Here is a 16643-nt window from a genome sequence, read left to right as displayed (position 1 = left end):
GCACCGGATAGCCTCGACGCGGTCACGCCGCCACAAGGGAGCACCGCATGCATGAGTTCGCCGGCAAGGTCGCCGTCGTCACGGGCGCGGGTTCGGGCATCGGCCGGGCGCTGGCCCTGGAACTGGGCCGCGCGGGTGCCAAGCTCGCGATCAGCGACGTGGACACCGATGGGCTGGCGCAGACCGAGGAACAGCTCAAGGCCATCGGCGCGCCCGTCAAAGCCGATCGCCTCAACGTGACCGAGCGCGAGGCCTTCCTGGCCTACGCCGACGCGGTCCGCGAGCACTTCGGCCAGGTCAACCAGCTGTACAACAACGCGGGCATCACGTTCGTCGGGTCGATCGAGGACAGCCGGTTCAAGGACATCGAACGGGTGATGGACGTCGACTATTGGGGCGTCGTCAACGGCACCAAGGCGTTCCTCCCGCACCTCATCGCCTCCGGCGACGGCCACCTCATCAACATCTCCAGCGCGCTCGGCCTGTTCGCCGCGCCGGGCCAGGCGGCATACGTCTCCGCCAAGTTCGCGGTCCGCGGCTTCACCGAGGCGCTGCGACAGGAAATGGTGCTGGCGGGTCACCCGGTGCGGGTGACGACCGTGCACCCGGGCGGCGTGAAGACGGGGTTCGCCCGCAACGCGATCTTCGCCGAGGGCCTGGACCAGGACGGCCTGGCGGAGCTGTTCGAGGAGCAACAAGCCAAGACCACGCCGCAGCGGGCGGCGCAGGTCATCTTGGCGGGCGTGCGCAAGGACAGGGCGCGAGTGTTGGTCGGACCGGACGTCAAGGCCATGGATTTGGTGGTGCGGCTGACCGGTTCGCAGCCCGAGCGGCTCCTGCGCGGCCCCGTCATGGGTCGCGTGCAGCGTGTCGTGACCCGGTTGCTGCCCAAGCGCTGACCCCGGCCGCCCGTCACCGCCCCAGTGGGTGTTCCGCCAACCAGCCGCCGGCCACCGCCTGCGGGTCGGCTCCCCCGGCCACCTGGCGGCGCATGTCGACCAGGGCCGCCGTATCCAGGACCCCGGCCACTTCATTGATCGCCAGCAGTTGCCGGTCGCTCAGCGCGTTGCGGCGATACAGCGGCACCACGTTCTCGGCCCGTATCAGCGCGGGCTTCCCGTCGACGAGCGTGACCAGGTCGGCGGGCAGGCCGGGGTCGGCTGTGGTCGTCCACCCCGCGGTCAGTTGACCGGCCTTCACCGCGTTGAACATCGTTGTCTCGTCGGGGAATTCGTGCGGAACGGGGAGCCGGCAGGTGCCCACGTTCGAAGGGGCCGGGCGCCCGGTGACGGCGCCGACGACGAGGCCGGCGCAGTGCTTCGGCAGCGTGCTCAGGTCGGCGCTGACGTCGCTGCCGCCCCACGCCTTCGCGGTGGCCCCCGTCACCAGCAGCACGGGCTTGTCTTCCGCGGCGGTCGTGTAGTCGCCCGCCGCGACGCCCTCGGGTAGCGCGGCGACCATCGCGCGGTAGACGTCGGCGTCAGACGTCGCGACCGCGCCGGGCTGCAGGCTCTCCAGTTTGCGCCCGGTAAACGCCGGGACGACGGTGAAGGCACCCGCGTCCAGGCGCGCCATCGGATCGTCCGCGGTCTCGGCGCGCGCCGCGAAACCATAGGACCGCAGCGCGGCCACGTAGACGCCGGCCAGCAGCGCCGACTCCGAATCCGCCCCCGAGCCGACCACCAGTTCCGGGCGGGCGCGGTGCTCACCGGTATTCGTGCCGCAGCCGGCCGCGGCGAGCAGGGCGGCGACCAGCGGCACCGCCAGCCAGCCGGTTCTCACCCCGCGATGTCTGCGGGATCTGCGGCCAGCGCGACCGCCGTGGCGACCGCGTGCCCGACGCGCAGGTCCAGCGGGCTGGGGACGATCCGGTCGAAAGCCAGGTCATCGCTGACGACCGAGAAGATCGCCTCGGCCGCGGCCACCATCATCTTTTCGGTGATCCTGCGCGCGCCGGCATCCAGCGCCCCCCGGAATACACCGGGGAAGGCCAGCACGTTGTTGATCTGGTTGGGGAAGTCGCTGCGCCCCGTGGCCACCACGGCGGCGTACCTGGCCGCGATCTGCGGGTGGATCTCCGGATCGGGGTTGGACAGCGCGAAGACGATCGCGCTCGGCGCCATCGTGGCGATCATCTCCTCGGGCACCACGCCCCCGGACACGCCGAGAAACACGTCGGCGCCGCGCAGGGCTTCCGCCATGCTGCCGGTGAGACCGTCCGGGTTCGTCCGCTGCGCCAGCAAGCTCTTGACGCTGTTCATGTCGTCGCGCCCGGTGTGCAGAATCCCGCGCGAGTCGAGCACGGTGATATCCGAAACACCCATCGCCAGAAGCAGATTCGTGCACGCGATGCCCGCTGCCCCGGCGCCGGAGACCACCACCCGCAACGACGTCATATCCCGACCGAGCAGCTTGGTGGCGCCCATGAGCGCCGCCAATGCGACGATCGCAGTGCCGTGCTGGTCGTCGTGCATCACCGGACAGTCCAGCGCCTCGATCACTCGCCGTTCGATCTCGAAGCAGCGTGGCGCCGAGATGTCCTCCAAGTTGACGGCGCCGAACGTGGGGCGCAGTCGCACCAGGGTTTCCACGATCTCGTCGGGATCCTTGGTGTCCAGCACGATGGGGATCGCGTTCAGCCCGCCGTAGGCCTGGAACAGGGCGCACTTGCCCTCCATCACCGGCAGCGACGCCGCGGGTCCGATGTCGCCGAGGCCCAGCACCGCGCTGCCGTCGCTGACGACGGCGACGAGCCGGCTCGCCCACGTGTACCGGGCGGCCTGGCTGGGATCGGCGGCTATCGCGCGACTGACCTGCGCCACGCCCGGGGTATAGGCGATGGACAACGCGCGCTGGGTGTCCAGCGGCGCCGTCGGGCCTACGGACAGCTTGCCGCCTACGTGTGCCTGGAAGATCTCCGCGTCGGTGATCGCGCCGTGCTCGGCGCGCGTCTGTATCGATTCAATCAACTCGGACACGCGCCCCAGGGTACTGACTACCGATTAGTAGACCTAATCCTTTCGGGACGGATTTCGGCGGTGGGATCAGATCAAACCGAGCTCGGTCACCGCGTTGCGCTCGTCGACCAGCTCGGCGGTCGACTTGTCGATGCGACCGCGGGAGAAGTCGTCGATGTCGAGCCCCTGCACGATCGACCAGTCGCCGTCCTTGGTGGTCACCGGGAACGACGAGACGATGCCTTCGGGCACGCCGTAGGAGCCGTCGGAGAAGACCGCCATCGACACCCAGTCACCCTCGGGACTGCCCAGCAGCCACGAGCGGGCGGCGTCGATGGTCGCCGACGCGGCCGAGGCGGCCGAGGAGGCGCCGCGCGCGTCGATGATCGCGGCACCGCGCTTGGCGACCGTCGGGATGAAGTCGTTCTCGATCCAGTTCTGGTCGTTGACCACCTCGGCGGCGTTCTTGCTACCGACCTCGGCGTGGAAGATGTCGGGGTACTGGGTGGCGGAGTGGTTGCCCCAGATCGTCATCTTCTTGATGTCGGTGACCTTGGCGCCGGTCTTCTTGGCCAGCTGCGAGATGGCCCGGTTGTGGTCCAGGCGGGTCAGGGCGGAGAACCGCTCCTTGGGGATGTCGGGGGCGTTGCTCAGCGCGATCAGCGCGTTGGTGTTGGCCGGGTTACCGGTCACGCCGATCCGAACGTCGTCGGCGGCGACGGAGTTCAGCGCCTTGCCCTGCGCGGTGAAGATCGCGCCGTTGGCCTCCAGCAGGTCGCTGCGCTCCATGCCCGGGCCCCGCGGCCGCGCGCCGACCAGCAGCGCCAGGTTCACACCGTCGAAGATCTTGTTCGCGTCCGCACCGATTTCGACCCCGGCCAGCAGCGGGAACGCGCAGTCGTCGAGCTCCATCACGACGCCCTCGAGCGCCTTGAGCGCCGGCTCGATCTCGAGCAGACGCAGCTCGATCGGGCGGTCGGGGCCCAGCAGCGAACCGCTCGCCAGGCGGAACAACAGGCTGTAGCCGATCTGGCCGGCGGCGCCGGTGACGGCAACCTTGAGTGGACTTGCGCTCACGTCGAAATGCTCCTTGTGGAGGTAGTCATGCTGTTCGGGTCTCGGCACGAAACTAGCGCACCGTTGCGGGCTGCCAATCTCCGGTCCAATACCCGACCGTTTTCCGCGCAAACGGATCGTCGCCCTTCGGCAAGCCGGGACGCGTACCATGGAGCACCGCCTGGTCAGACCTGCGCTGCGATCGGAGGTGGATGTGTTCCAGGGTTTTGACGCATTGCCCGAGGCGCTTCGACCGCTCGCGCAGGAACCGCGCCCCCCGCAACCCGAGCCGCAGCCGCGCTCCCCGAACGAGACGTTGGTCGACTGCGCCGTGTACGCCGACGGCCACCGGCTGCCCGGGAAATTCAGCTATGACGCCGCGCGCGACAAAGTGCGCCAGATCGAAATGCTCGGGCACGACGCGTTCGTCTGGGTCGGCCTGCGCGAGCCGGACCTCGCCGAGATGCAGGAAGTCGCGGACCTTTTCGGGATGCACCCGCTGGCCGTCGAGGACGCCGTCTGTGCGCACCAGCGGCCCAAGCTGGAGCGCTACGACGACACGGTGTTCTTCGTCCTCAAGACGGTCACCTACGTCCCGCACGAGTCGGTGGTGGCCGCCCGGCAGATCGTCGAGACCGGCGAGATCATGGTTTTCGTCGGCAAGGACTTCGTGATCACCGTGCGCCACGGGGAGCACGGCGGCCTCTCCGAGGTGCGCAAGCGGATGGACGCCGATCCCGAGCAGCTGCGGCTGGGCCCGTTCGCGGTAATGCACGCCATCGCCGACGACGTGGTGGACCACTACCTCCAGGTGAGCAGCCTGATCGAATCCGACATCGACAGCATCGAGGAGGTGGCGTTCGCGCCGGGCAGCAAGATCGACGTCGAACCGATCTATCTGCTCAAGCGCGAGGTCGTCGAACTGCGCCGCTGCGTCAGCCCGCTGTCCGTGGCATTCCACCGCATTCAGGTGGAGAACAAGGACCTAATTTCCAAAGAGGTGCGGCGTTACCTGCGAGACGTCTCCGACCATCAATCGCAGGCCGCAGACCAGATCTCGAGCTACGACGACATGCTCAACTCGCTGATCCAGGCGGCGCTGGCCCGGGTCGGGATGCAGCAGAACAACGACATGCGCAAGATGGCGGCCTGGGCCGGCATCTTGGCGGTGCCCACCATGGTCGCCGCCATCTACGGGATGAACTTCCACTTCATGCCCGAGTTGAACTGGACGTGGGGTTACCCGGGGATCATGGCCGCGATGACACTGGCCTGTCTGGCGCTGTACTTCCAGTTCCGGCGCAACAACTGGCTCTAGCCGCGTTTGCTCTGCGCTTTAAGGTGCGTTCCGGGGCGGCGAGTTCGTGACCGTTCAACGCGGTTGTGCGGCAGGGCGATTCGGGTTCAGCACGTCGACGCCGTCGTTCTGCCAGGCCTGTCGCATGGCGTCGGCGCCCTTGAGCCGCACCCAGGCCGCCTCGGTCGCCGTGATGGGCGTCGCCGAGAGGAATTGCACCGGATCGCGCGGCGGTTCCGGCGGCAGATCTTCGATGTCGCTGGGGCCCAACAACACCGCGGTGAACGGTACCCGTCCGGCGGCCCGCGCCCACAGCGGCGTGCCGAGGTCGACCAACGCGTCGGCCGTGAGCACCAGACCCTCGACGGCCGGCGTTGCGGCCAGCACCGCCAGGCTGCGGGCGATGCCGGTGACGGGTCCCGGATCACGCAGGCGCAGGACGACCTCGGCGCGGGGGCCCCGCGTCTGGTCGTCGACGAGCTGCGTGGGGTCGGTCATCGGGTAGCGCGAACAGCCCAGCGACACGTACTGCACCAACCCGTCGCCGCCGCGGAAACGCAACACCTCGATGGGTTCGGCGCCCAGGAAAGTCACGCTCGCCGAATCGGGTTCGCTGTCGGCGAAGTGGCGACGCAGGTGCGTTCGCACCTGGTCCAGAATCGGGGTCACTGCTCCTCAGAAGGCGCAACGGTGAGGTTCGCCCCCGAGCCTGCGTCGAAGACGGCCAACTTCGTGGTGTCGAACGCCAACTCGATCGACCGCCCGATCGCCGCCTTGGATTCCGCGGGAACTCTTGCCACGAACTGGTTTTCGTGCGCCTCGCCCTGGGCGGCCAGCTCGTCCAACTGCGCGGAGTGCGCCGTCCACCCCGCCGTGGAGAAGTACACGAACTTGTCGGCGCCCAACGACTCGACCAAGTCGACCTTCACCTCGAAGGTGAGCGCCCTGATCCGCTGGTATCCGTCGATCAACGCCGCGTCGTGCAGATGCTCGGGCCGCACCCCGACGATGACGTTCTCCGGCGCGGGGTGCCGCGAGATCAGCTGTTGGACTTCGGGGGCCAGCATCACTTCCCCGAACGGCAGTTTCAGCCCGATGCCGGTCAAGGTGGCCGGGAAGAAGTTCATCGCCGGTGAACCGATGAACCCCGCGACGAACAGGTTGGCCGGGTGTTCGTATAGCTCGTCCGGGGTGCCGATCTGCTGCGCGACGCCGCCGTGCATCACCACCACCCGGTCGCCCAGCGTCATCGCCTCGGTCTGATCATGGGTGACATACACCGTGGTGGTGCCCAGCCGTTTCTGCAGGCGGGCTATCTCGCCGCGCATCTGGACGCGCAGCTTGGCGTCCAGGTTCGACAGCGGCTCGTCCATCAAGAAGGCCTTGGGGTGGCGCACGATCGCCCGGCCCATCGCGACTCGCTGTCGCTGCCCGCCCGACAGTTGGGCCGGCTTACGGTCCAGCAGTTCGGTCAGGTCAAGGGTTTTGGCGGTCTCCGCCACCTTCTGGGCGATCTCCGCCTTCTTCATCTTGGCCAGCGTCAGGGGGAACGCGATGTTCTGCCGCACGGTCATGTGCGGGTACAGCGCGTACGACTGGAAGACCATCGCGATGTCGCGGTCCCTGGGCGCCTTCTCGTTGACGCGCTCGCCGCCGATGCGCAGCTCCCCGGAGGAGATGTCCTCGAGGCCGGCAATCATGTTCAGCGTCGTCGTCTTGCCGCAGCCCGAAGGTCCCACCAGGATGAGGAATTCGCCGTCGGCGATGGTGATGCTGAGGTCTTGCACCGCCACGGCGCCGTCGGGGTAGCTCTTGCTGACATGGTCCAGCACAATCTCGGCCATCGCGCTATCCCTTCACCGCGCCAGAGGTCAACCCGGCGATGATTCGTCGTTGGAAGATTAAAACAAACAGGATGATCGGGACCGTGATCACGACCGCACCGGCCGCGATCGATCCGGTCGGCTCCTCGAATTGCGAACTGCCACCGAAGTTCGCGATCGCCACCGGCGCCGTGATCGCCGCCTTGGTGGCGGTCAGCGACAGCGCCAGCAGGAGGTCGTTCCAGGCGAAGATGAACACCAGGATGGCGGCGGTCACCACCCCGGGTGCGGCCAGCGGGACGATCACCTTGCGGAATGCCTGGGCCGGTGTGGCGCCGTCCATTTTGGCCGCCTTTTCCAGGTCCCACGGAATCTCCCGGAAGAACGCCGACAACGTGTAGATGGCAAGCGGCAGAGCGAATGTGATGTAAGGCAGGATCAGGCCCGGCCAGGTGTCGAACAACCCGACGAAGCGTTCGATGTTGAACAGCGGGGTGACCAGCGAGATGGCGGGGAACATCGTAACCAGCAGGGTCGCCCCGATCAGCACGCGCTTGCCGGGGAAGCTGAGCCGCGCGATCGCGTAGGCGGCCATCGCGCCGAGCACCACCGCGATCGCGGTGGTGGTCAAACCGATTCCGATCGAGTTCACCAACGCCGCACCGAACAAGTCGCCGCGGAAGATGCCGCGGTAGTTCTCGAACGACACCGACGACGGAAACAGCTTGCCGTCCTTGACCGTTGACGTGGGCTTGAGCGAGAGGCTGACGATCCACAACACCGGTACAAGTGCGTACACCACGACCACGGCGTCTACCACGGCCCAGACCGCCGCCCGCCGGGCGCCTCCCCGCGCCCATGCCTGGTCAGCGGCCATCGAGGTCACCACCGGGCGCGGCCGCGCCGAACACCTTGATGTAAACCAGCGCGATGATGCCCACACAGACGAAGATCAGCACGCTGATCGCCGAACCCAGTCCGACATTGAATCCCTTGAACAGGTTGTCGTAGCCCAGGATTGACACCGAATCGGTGTTGTTGGCGCCGTCGGTGAGCACGTAGATGTTGTCGAAGATGCGGAAAGCGTCCAGCGTACGGAACAGCAACGCGACAATGACCGCCGGCTTGATGATGGGCAAGGTGACGCGCATCAGCCGCCGCCACGGCCCGGCGCCGTCGACTTGGGCCGCCTTGAGCAGGTCCTCGGGCACCATCGCCAGGCCGGCCAACAGCAGCAGCGACATGAACGGCGTCGTCTTCCAGACCTCGGCGAGGACGACGATGCCCAGCGACGGAATCTGCTGGGTCAACGGCGCGCTGCCGTGCGGCAACAGGTTTGCCAGGTAACCGGTGCCCGGCGTCCACGCGTAGTACCAGCTGTAGGACGCGACAACGGTGACGATGCCGTACGGGATGAGCACCGCGGTACGCACCAGGCCCTTGCCGACCAGGGTGCGATGCATCACCAACGCCAGCGCCAGCCCCAACACGAACTCGAGCGACACGGAAACCGCTGTGATGCCCAGGGTTACCGCAAGCGCGGTCCACCAATACCGGTCGGTCAGGATGGTTTGGTAGTTGCTCAAACCGACGAACGCGGTGTCGTTGGGGGTGGCGAGGTTGTTGCGCTGCAGGCTCAGCCATACCGCGTACCCGATCGGGTAGGCGGTCACCGCCAGCATCAGCATGGCCGCGGGCGCGACGAGCGCGAAGGCAAGTCGCCGCTCCGACAGCCGGTTTCGGCTCCGGGTCCGCGGGGCGACGGCGGCCTCATGCGGCTGCACGGCGGTGGCGGTCACGGTAACAGCCCCTTGCCGTCGATGGCCTTCTGCGCCTGCGCGGCGAGCTCGTCTGCCGTCCGCTCCGGGTCGATCCGGGTGACGGGGCTCAACGTGGCGGACAGCCGCAGCGACAACGCCTGATAGACCGGCGTCGCCGGCCGGACGGCGGCGTCGGTGAGCTGCCGGCGAATGACCGTGTACATCGGATACTTGGCCTGGAACTGCGGGTCGGAGTACAACGACGTCCGCACCGCGGGCAGCCCGCCTTGCATCGAAACGTACTTCTGGCTCTGCGGGCTGCGCAGGCAGCGCACCGCCTCGAATGCCTCCGCGCGGTGGCGGGTGGTGCTGGCCACCGCCAGGTTGAGCCCCCCGATCGTCACCTTGGCGGGCCGGGGCGGCGCCACGCTGGGATACGGCGCGAAACCAAAGACCTTCCGGCTGGCGTCGTAGGCGATGCGGAACTGCTCGTCGCTGGGCACGAACATCCCGACGTCGTTGATGCTGCCGGCCAGCGCCGGATCGGCATTCAGCGGCAGGAAGGGGACACCGCCCTTCACCGCGTTTTCCAGCATGGAGGCCAGCACGTAGGGCCAGTTGACCTCCAGTGCGGCCTTGCCCTGCTCGACCGCGAGCCGCGCCGTGCCCTCGTCGGTCCGGGTGATCGAGGGATCGGCGCCGGGGGCGGTGGCCACCGCCCTCAGGATGCGCAACGCGTTGACTGTCGCGGCCCGGTGCGCGGGGGTGTCGGTCAAGGTGACCTGGCGGCCGTCCTCGGAGAGCACCTGACCGCCGCCGCTGACCAGCAGCGTGTTGAACCACACCACCAGACCCTCGCCCTCGTTCGCCTGCACCGCTATCCAGGCGGGCTGACCCTCGGCGTGCAGCCGTGCGGCCTCGGCCACCATCGCATCCCAGTCTGGCGGCGGTTGGTGCACCAAATCTGGCCGGTACCAGAGTAATTCGGTATTGGTGGCGACGGGCGCGGCATACAGCCGGTGCTTCCAACGCGCCGTTGCCAACGGACCCGGCAAGGTGTCAGCGCCGGCGTCGGCGTCGGCCCGCCCCTCGGGATCGTCCGACAGCGGCAGCGCCCAGCCCGCCTCGGCGAACTCCGCGGTCCACACCACGTCCAGCGCCATCACATCCAGGCCGCGGTCGTGAGCGCTGAGCCGCCGCGCCAGCTGCACCCGCTGCTCGCCCGGCCCCCTGGGCAGGCTCACGTGCTGGATGGCGAACCGGCCTGCCAGTTGCTTGGTGCACTCCTGGGCGACGGCGGTGAAGGCGGCCGAATCGGTGGCCGGCGTGAAAAACGTGATCACCACCCCGGTGCCGGAGTTCCCGCACGCCGGCACCGCCGCGGTGAGGGTGAGCGTCGCCAACGCGATGGCGGCCGCCCGTCGCAGGCGCCGACGACGATTCACCACTGGATTCACACCTCTCGCGCGCGGCCTCAAATCGCCAAGCGCGCCAACAGGTCCCGCGCCTTCTCCGCGTTCTGCGGATCGCAGAGCACGTCGTAGCGGCCGGCCACCAATTGCATCGTCGAGCTGAAATCCCTTGTGCCGCGGGCCATCGCGTACGGCACGGCGGAGGTGATCAGCCCGAAGAAGACCCCGGCGACCAGACCCGTGGCCAGCGCCGCCCACGGATTCGGGCTGAAGAAGCCGAGCACCAACCCGATGAACAAACCCAGCCAGGCGCCGCTCAGCACACCACCGCCGAGGACCTTGGGCCACGTCAGCCTGCCGGTGACGCGTTCGACCTGCATCAGGTCGACGCCGACGATGATCACCTGCTGAACCGGGAACTGCTGCTCGGAGAGATAGTCGACGGCGCGCTGCGCCTCGGCGTAGGTGGGATACGACCCGACCGGCCAACCCTTGGGCGGCGTCGGTAGTCCGGGGACGCCGCGGCGGCCCGCCGCCGCGCCCGGGGGGGTGGCGCCGGGAACTTGACCGGGCTGGAAAGGACTAGTCATTGGTGCTCATTCTCCTCCGCCACGGCCAACGGCACATCTCGGGCCCTTTTAGCCTATCCAGCGACCGCTCGCCAACCTGCGAAAACAGGTCGCCCCCGGCCCGGCGGCCGGCGGCGATTCGCGCCCGATTCGCCGATTTCGCATCGGCTAGGTTGAACAGCATGACAGCGCCCGGCGATGGCTTCGGCGAACGCTCCCACGACGACCAGGCCAAACCGTTCCCCGCCGGCGGCGACGCCCCGGACGCGCCGCAGCCGCCGTGGGAACCGCCGCCATCGGGGGCGGCGCCCGAATATCCGCCGCCGGCATACCCGCCGCCGGGCTATCCCACCGAATACCACCCCGGTTACGCGGCCCAATACCCGCCGCCTCCGGGCTATGGGCCGCCGCCCGGATATGACCAACCGTCCGGTTATGGCGCGCCGCCGTACCAAGCCGGGCCGGCCCAATTCGGTGGGCCGCCCGGAGGCTACGGACCGCCGCCCTACCCGGGCGGCTATTACCCGGCCCCGGACTACCTCGGCGGCTACGGGTCACCGAGCGGACTGAAACCGGGGACGAACAAGCTCGCCATCGCGTCGCTCATCTCGTCGTTCACCGGCGTGTTCTGTTGCTGCGTCGGCTCGATCGTGGCCATCGTGCTGGGCGTGGTCGCGATGAACGAAATCAAGCGCACCCAGCAAGACGGCTACGGCCTCGCGGTTGCCGGCATCGTCATCGGCATCGCGACCTTGGTGGTGAGCCTGATCGTCTTCATGTTCGCGCTGCACTCGCGTTAGCAGCTTTGCCGTAGCCGATCCACCACCGCCGCCATCCACCGCGTCGACGGCGGCTGCCTAGGCTTTCCCCATGGCATCGGTCAACAGGGTTTACATCGCCCGGCTCTCGCGGATGTTGGTGCTGGGTCCGCTCGGCGAATCCTTCGGCCGGATCCGCGATGTCGTGATCGGCATCAGCATCGTGCGTCAGCAACCCCGCGTCCTGGGTCTGGTCGTCGACCTGGCGACGCGGCGCAGCATCTTCATCCCGATGCTCCGGGTCGCCGCGATCGAGCCGGAGGCCGTCACCCTGAACACCGGGAGCGTCTCCCTGCGCCACTTCGAGCAGCGCCCGGGCGAGGTGCTGGCGATCGGCCAGGTGCTCGACACCCAGGTGAAGGTCAACGATCCCGCGCTTCCGGAGCTGGCCGGCCTGGACGTCGTCATCACGGACCTGGGCATCGAACAGACGCGGACCCGCGACTGGATGGTGAGCCGGGTCGCCGTCCGCAGCCAGCGGCGGCTCGGCCGGCGTGGCCCCGTGCACGTCGTGGATTGGTACCACGTGCAGGGCCTGAGCCCGTCGGCGCTGGCGCTGCCGGGCCAGGGGGTGGCGCAGCTGCTGAGCCAGTTCGAGGGCTGGAAGGCGGTGGACGTCGCCGACGCCATCCGCGGCCTGCCGCCCAAGCGGCGCTACGAGGTGCTCAAAGCGCTCGACGACGACCGGCTGGCGGACGTCCTGCAGGAACTGCCCGAGCTGGACCAGGCCGACGTGCTGTCCGAGCTGGGCACCGAACGCTCCGCCGACGTCCTCGAGGAGATGGACCCCGACGACGCCGCCGACCTGCTCGGCGTGCTCAATCCGACGGACGCCGAGATGCTGCTGACGCGGATGGACCCCGACGATTCGGCCCCGGTGCGCCGGCTGCTGGCGCACTCGCCGGACACGGCGGGCGGCCTGATGACCTCCGATCCGGTGGTGTTGACGCCCGACACGTCGGTCGCCGAGGCGTTGGCCCGGGTCCGCGATCCGGACCTCACCCCGGCCCTGTCGTCCATGGTGTTCGTGGTGCGGCCGCCCACGGCCACCCCCACCGGCCGCTACTTGGGCTGCGTGCAGCTGCAGCGGCTGCTTCGCGAACCGCCGGCCGAGCTGGTCGGCGGGATCGTCGACAACGACCTGCTCACCCTGACCCCGGAGACGCCGCTGGGGGCGGTGACGCGCTACCTGGCGGCGTACAACCTGGTGTGCGGGCCGGTACTCGATGATCAGAACCATCTGTTGGGCGCGGTGACGGTGGACGATCTGCTCGATCACCTGTTGCCGCACGACTGGCGCGTGGATGTGCAGGCGCTCGACGCCGCCGGCCGGCTGGAAGAACTGGGAGGATCCGCGTGAGCAAGTCCCCGGCCCCGCGCCGGCTCTACACCCCGCGGACGTCGCGCAGGTACTCGCCACGCCTGGACCCCGAGGCCGTCGGCCAGATCACCGAGTCCATCGCCCGTTTCTTCGGCACCGGCCGCTACCTGCTGGTGCAGACGATCATCGTGTTCGCGTGGATCGCGGTGAACCTGTTCGCCGTGGGGCTGCGCTGGGACCCCTATCCGTTCATCTTGCTCAACCTGGCCTTCTCCACGCAGGCCGCCTACGCGGCGCCGCTGATTCTGCTCGCCCAGAATCGTCAGGAAAACCGGGACCGCGTCGCGCTCGAACAGGACCGCCACCGCGCCTCCCAGACCAAAGCCGACACCGAGTTCCTGGCGCGCGAGCTCGCGGCGGTCCGGCTCGCGGTCGGCGAGGTCGTGACCCGCGAGTATCTGCGCCACGAGCTCGAGGATCTGCGCTCGCTGCTGGCCGGTTTGGACCCCGAATCCGAGGACTCCGGGTCGGCGCCGGGCGGTGACGGCGCCGACCGCGCGACTAAGAAATCGGGTTGAGAACCAGTTCCGACCATTGCGCCACTCTGGTCACAAGAGTTATGTATGGTGATCTAGTTCACGGCTGAGAAGCAGTTGACCAGCTCACATACCTAGGACGGTCGAGTGCGCATTGGGGGACGCCGGGGTCCACGCCCGGCCGCCGCGGCGGAGCGGCAACGGGCTCTTCAGGTGACGCGCACGCGCGCCTTCGGCGTAGCCACTATCACTCCCCTGGTTTTCGCGGGCGCCGTAAGCGGTGCCGCGCCCTCGCTCCCCGAGAAGCTCCCCCCGGTGCACGCGAACGTGGCGCCGGTGGCCGCCGTCTCCCCCGCCTTCCCCGACCTCTCGGGGCCGGCCGTCGTGTCCATCGACCGCTCGCCGAACGCGTTCCACGTCGCCGAGCCGGCCTTGTCGGCTCCCCCGAAGCCGATGATCGTCAATGCGCCGGGCGCGCTTGGCATTCCGAGCATCGCGCTCGCGGCCTATCGCAACGCCGAACAGAAGATGGCCGTGGCCGCGCCGGGCTGCGGGGTCAGCTGGAACCTGCTGGCCGGCATCGGGCGCATCGAGTCGGGCCATGCGGGCGGAGGAGCGGTTGACGCCCGCGGCACCGCGGTCGTCCCGATCTATGGACCGGCGCTGGACGGCACGCTGCCGGGCAACGAGATCATCCTCCAGAGCAGTACCGGCAATCGCCCCACCTACGCCCGCGCGATGGGGCCGATGCAGTTCCTGCCCGGCACCTGGGCGCGCTACGCGTCCGACGGTAAAGGCGACGGCGTTGCCGATCCGCAGAACCTGTTCGACTCCACGCTGGCCGCGGCCCGGTACCTGTGCAGCGGCGGCCTCAACCTCCGCGACCCGTCGCAGGTGATGGCCGCGATCCTGCGCTACAACAACTCGATGGCGTACGCGCAGAACGTGCTCGGGTGGGCCTCGGCGTACGCCACCGGCGTGGTTCCGGTCGACCTGCCTCCGATGACGGGCCCGCCGCCTCCGCTCGCCGACGCGCACCTGGAGCATGCCGAGGGACTCGGCCCCAACCTGCCGATGAACATCAACGGTCTGCCGTCGGACGACCCCCTGGCGCGCCTGCCGCTGATCGACCTCACCTCGCCGCAGAGCCCCGGTCAGCAGCCGATGTTCCCGTGGATGGCCCCGACCCCACAGCAGGCCCCGTCGCGCCTGTCCGGCTGCACCGTCATCTGCGTCGGCCCCCAGAGCCCGCCGCCGAACGCCGTCCCGCCATGGGGTCAGCCGCTCGTCGCACCGCCCGCGCCACCGATGGGCGCCCCGCCGCTGGGCGCGCCACCCGCCCCGCCGCTCGGCCCGGAGCGGCTTCCCGGTGCGATCCGCTGGACGTCGACCGCGCTGCGGCAGGCCCGCGACTACCTGAGTGGGGTGACCACCCAGCTGCGCGAAGACCTGGGGCCCGAGTTCGACGACCTGCGCGTCCCGCTGAGCGAATTGCAGAAGCTGCGGGGGATGACGCCCCGCGCCGCGCTGACCAAGCACCTGCTGGACGGCGACGATTCGTTCCTCACCGGCAAGTTCGACCGACCGGCCACCGGGGCGGTCACGCCGGCAGCCCCGCCCCAGCCGACAGCCGAGCAACACCTTTCCGGGCCGACCCCGTTCGACGCCGACGCGACCTGAGCGTCAGCGCCGAGACTGTAATCCGGCAGAAGGTGCTCGGCGTGCCGTCGCCCTGGGTTCAGTGTCGACGACGGGTTAGCGTCGCGTCGGGTCCAGTCCCAGCGACACGCCCGCCAATCCGCGCCGGCGTGCCGACAGCTTGTCGGCCACGCTGCGCAGTTCCTTGCCGGCGGGGGAGTCGGGGGCGCTCAGCACGATCGGGGTGCCGGAATCGCCGGCGGCCACCAGGGCGGGGTCCAACGGGATCTGGCCGAGCAGCGGCACGTCGGCGCCGACGGCGCGGGACAACCGCTCGGCCACCTGCCGGCCGCCGCCCTCGCCGAACACCTGCAACGTCGAACCGTCGGGCAGCGTGAGACCGGACATGTTCTCCACCACGCCGGCGAGGCGTTGCCGGGTTTGCATCGCGATGCTGCCCGCCCGCTCGGCGACCTCGGCCGCGGCCAGCTGCGGCGTTGTCACCACCATCAGCTCGGCGCTCGGGATCAGCTGGGCCACCGAGATGGCGATGTCGCCGGTGCCCGGCGGCAGGTCCAGTAAGAGCACGTCCAGGTCGCCCCAATAGACGTCGGCCAGGAACTGCTGCAGCGCACGATGCAGCATCGGCCCGCGCCACACCACCGGTGTGTTGCCCTCGGTGAACTGGGCGATCGAGATGACCTTCACCTCGTGGGCGATGGGCGGCAGGATCATCGACTCGACCTGGGTGGGCCGGTCGGTGGTACCCATCATCCGCGGGATGGAGTGGCCGTGGATATCGGCGTCCAGCACGCCGACGGACAGTCCGCGCGCGGCCATCGCGGCGGCCAGGTTGACGGTGACGGTGGACTTGCCCACCCCGCCCTTCCCCGACGCGACCGCGTAGACCCGGGTCAGCGAGTTCGGCTGGGCGAACGGGATGACGGGCTCGCGGGCATCGCCCCGTAACTGCTTGCGCAGTTCGGTGCGCTGCTCGTCGTTCATCACGTCCAGGGTGACCTTCACGGCCCCCGTGCCCGGAACATCGGAGACGGCCTGGGTGACCCGCTCGCTGATTTCGGTCTTCTTCGGGCAGGCGGCGGTGGTCAGGTAGATCGCGACGTGCACGCCGCCGTCGGGCTCGGTGTCAATGCTCTTGACCATTCCGAGTTCGGTGATCGGACGCCGCAACTCGGGGTCGATCACCTTCCCCAGTGCGGTGCGGATTGCTGCGCTCAGGTCGGCAGTGTCATGAGGGGACATCACCGCCGAGTGTAGGCGCGCTACCAGACGGGCCGGTCAACCGCCCGCGACGGGACCCGGCGGCTTCGGCGTCACCGCGTTCGGCGGGCCGGCCGGTTTGGGTGCAGGCGACGCGGGGGCCGCAGGCGCGGGTGGTGCGGCCGGCGGCGGGAGCAGCACATAGAAGGACGCTTCCACCGCGAGGCTCCACATC

Annotated in this window: 15 protein-coding genes and 1 pseudogene; 6 read left to right on the top strand and 10 right to left on the bottom strand. The window is 69.0% G+C overall.

The window, feature by feature from the left end; all coding sequences use genetic code 11:
* Window positions 1-47 precede the first annotated feature (47 nt).
* Window positions 48-899: an SDR family oxidoreductase gene (locus A9X03_RS02285; protein WP_067784071.1), complete on the top strand. Its 852-nt coding sequence runs from the start codon at window positions 48-50 to the stop codon at window positions 897-899.
* A 13-nt stretch (window positions 900-912) separates the two neighbouring features.
* On the opposite strand, the gene A9X03_RS02280 is transcribed toward A9X03_RS02285, so the two are convergent.
* The 3 genes from A9X03_RS02280 to A9X03_RS02270 form a co-directional block, all read right to left on the bottom strand.
* Window positions 913-1782 (bottom strand): glycine betaine ABC transporter substrate-binding protein, encoded by an 870-nt coding sequence (locus A9X03_RS02280; protein WP_068259463.1) that lies wholly within the window; start codon window positions 1780-1782, stop codon window positions 913-915.
* Window positions 1779-2978, bottom strand: coding sequence for an NADP-dependent malic enzyme (locus A9X03_RS02275; RefSeq protein ID WP_067757909.1), 1200 nt, complete (start codon window positions 2976-2978; stop codon window positions 1779-1781). The genes A9X03_RS02280 and A9X03_RS02275 overlap by 4 nt, the downstream gene beginning before the upstream one ends.
* A 66-nt stretch (window positions 2979-3044) precedes the next feature.
* Window positions 3045-4034 (bottom strand): malate dehydrogenase, encoded by a 990-nt coding sequence (locus A9X03_RS02270; RefSeq protein WP_067757935.1) that lies wholly within the window; start codon window positions 4032-4034, stop codon window positions 3045-3047.
* A 193-nt stretch (window positions 4035-4227) separates the two neighbouring features.
* On the opposite strand from A9X03_RS02270, the gene corA reads away from it, so the two are divergent.
* Window positions 4228-5331, top strand: coding sequence for a magnesium/cobalt transporter CorA (corA, locus tag A9X03_RS02265; RefSeq protein ID WP_067757938.1), 1104 nt, complete (start codon window positions 4228-4230; stop codon window positions 5329-5331).
* A 54-nt stretch (window positions 5332-5385) separates the two neighbouring features.
* Here corA and A9X03_RS02260 read toward each other — a convergent pair whose 3' ends face one another.
* From A9X03_RS02260 to A9X03_RS02235, 6 genes are all read right to left on the bottom strand, one after another.
* Window positions 5386-5979 (bottom strand): suppressor of fused domain protein, encoded by a 594-nt coding sequence (locus A9X03_RS02260; protein ID WP_067757912.1) that lies wholly within the window; start codon window positions 5977-5979, stop codon window positions 5386-5388.
* Window positions 5976-7154, bottom strand: coding sequence for an ABC transporter ATP-binding protein (locus A9X03_RS02255; protein WP_067757915.1), 1179 nt, complete (start codon window positions 7152-7154; stop codon window positions 5976-5978). The genes A9X03_RS02260 and A9X03_RS02255 overlap by 4 nt, the downstream gene beginning before the upstream one ends.
* Window positions 7155-7158: 4 nt before the next feature.
* A complete protein-coding gene (locus A9X03_RS02250; RefSeq protein ID WP_067757941.1) occupies window positions 7159-8010 on the bottom strand; it encodes a carbohydrate ABC transporter permease in 852 nt (283 codons plus the stop codon).
* Window positions 8000-8821: a carbohydrate ABC transporter permease gene (locus A9X03_RS02245; protein WP_231968770.1), complete on the bottom strand. Its 822-nt coding sequence runs from the start codon at window positions 8819-8821 to the stop codon at window positions 8000-8002. The genes A9X03_RS02250 and A9X03_RS02245 overlap by 11 nt, the downstream gene beginning before the upstream one ends.
* Window positions 8822-8928: 107 nt before the next feature.
* Window positions 8929-10341 carry an extracellular solute-binding protein gene (locus tag A9X03_RS02240; RefSeq protein WP_067757918.1) on the bottom strand — a complete coding sequence of 471 codons (1413 nt, stop codon included), beginning with the start codon at window positions 10339-10341 and terminating at the stop codon, window positions 8929-8931.
* Window positions 10342-10367: 26 nt separating this feature from the next.
* On the bottom strand, window positions 10368-10895 hold the full coding sequence (locus tag A9X03_RS02235) for a general stress protein (RefSeq protein ID WP_067757921.1): 528 nt from the start codon (window positions 10893-10895) through the stop codon (window positions 10368-10370).
* Window positions 10896-11056: 161 nt separating this feature from the next.
* Here A9X03_RS02235 and A9X03_RS02230 point away from each other — a divergent pair, with 161 nt between their 5' ends.
* The 4 genes and pseudogenes from A9X03_RS02230 to A9X03_RS02215 all read left to right on the top strand — a co-directional run.
* A complete protein-coding gene (locus A9X03_RS02230; RefSeq protein ID WP_067757924.1) occupies window positions 11057-11674 on the top strand; it encodes a DUF4190 domain-containing protein in 618 nt (205 codons plus the stop codon).
* 70 nt (window positions 11675-11744) lie between these two features.
* Window positions 11745-13052, top strand: coding sequence for a magnesium transporter MgtE N-terminal domain-containing protein (locus A9X03_RS02225; RefSeq protein ID WP_067757927.1), 1308 nt, complete (start codon window positions 11745-11747; stop codon window positions 13050-13052).
* The gene (locus A9X03_RS02220; protein ID WP_068259460.1) at window positions 13049-13591 is read left to right on the top strand and encodes a DUF1003 domain-containing protein; all 543 of its coding nucleotides are present in this window, start codon (window positions 13049-13051) and stop codon (window positions 13589-13591) included. The genes A9X03_RS02225 and A9X03_RS02220 overlap by 4 nt, the downstream gene beginning before the upstream one ends.
* A 105-nt stretch (window positions 13592-13696) precedes the next feature.
* Window positions 13697-14896 (top strand): annotated as a pseudogene (locus A9X03_RS02215) (lytic transglycosylase domain-containing protein); the annotation flags it as partial.
* Between the two features lie 408 nt (window positions 14897-15304).
* Here the strand turns inward: A9X03_RS02215 and A9X03_RS02205 are convergent.
* Window positions 15305-16477 (bottom strand): Mrp/NBP35 family ATP-binding protein, encoded by a 1173-nt coding sequence (locus A9X03_RS02205; protein ID WP_156670184.1) that lies wholly within the window; start codon window positions 16475-16477, stop codon window positions 15305-15307.
* Window positions 16478-16643 lie beyond the last annotated feature (166 nt).

Origin of the sequence: Mycobacterium sp. E1715 (assembly GCF_001667625.1) — a bacterium.
Classification (GTDB): Bacteria; Actinomycetota; Actinomycetes; order Mycobacteriales; family Mycobacteriaceae; genus Mycobacterium.
Note: the sequence above shows the minus strand (reverse complement) of the source record. Positions and strands in the feature narration are given on the sequence as shown.

Coding starts and splice junctions, on each gene's coding strand:
- A9X03_RS02285 (WP_067784071.1), top strand. CDS start 48: ATGCATGAGTTCGCCGGCAAGGTCGCCGTCGTCACGGGCGCGGGTTCG.
- A9X03_RS02255 (WP_067757915.1), bottom strand. CDS start 7,154: ATGGCCGAGATTGTGCTGGACCATGTCAGCAAGAGCTACCCCGACGGC.
- A9X03_RS02250 (WP_067757941.1), bottom strand. CDS start 8,010: ATGGCCGCTGACCAGGCATGGGCGCGGGGAGGCGCCCGGCGGGCGGCG.
- A9X03_RS02245 (WP_231968770.1), bottom strand. CDS start 8,821: ATGCTGATGCTGGCGGTGACCGCCTACCCGATCGGGTACGCGGTATGG.
- A9X03_RS02235 (WP_067757921.1), bottom strand. CDS start 10,895: ATGACTAGTCCTTTCCAGCCCGGTCAAGTTCCCGGCGCCACCCCCCCG.
- A9X03_RS02230 (WP_067757924.1), top strand. CDS start 11,057: ATGACAGCGCCCGGCGATGGCTTCGGCGAACGCTCCCACGACGACCAG.
- A9X03_RS02225 (WP_067757927.1), top strand. CDS start 11,745: ATGGCATCGGTCAACAGGGTTTACATCGCCCGGCTCTCGCGGATGTTG.